This window comes from Bacillus sp. mrc49 (assembly GCF_002803435.1).
Window position 1 is genome coordinate 1 of sequence record NZ_PHNG01000362.1, and the last position, 294, is coordinate 294.

1 pseudogene is annotated in these 294 nt (G+C 52.0%); it reads left to right on the forward strand.

Going from position 1 to position 294, the window contains the following annotated elements:
* Window positions 1–294: pseudogene (locus tag CVN76_RS02325) on the forward strand (ammonium transporter); the annotation flags it as partial.

The following is a 294-nucleotide window of genomic DNA, read 5'->3' on the forward strand; positions in this document are numbered from 1 at the left end:
GGATCATTAATATGGTTCGGGTGGTACGGTTTTAACGTCGGAAGCGCTTTGACGATCAATGCAGTGGCAATGACGGTATTCGTGAATACAGCCGTGGCTGCAGCTGCTGGCATCATAGGCTGGCTGATCGTTGAGTACATGGCAAATAAAAAGGCGACATTGCTTGGAGCAGTATCCGGAGCGATTTCCGGGTTGGTTGCCATTACACCCGCTTGCGGATTCGTGACGCCTGCATCCTCGATCATCATAGGAGTCGTCGGTGGGGCAGTATGCTTCTGGGGCGTATTCTTCTTG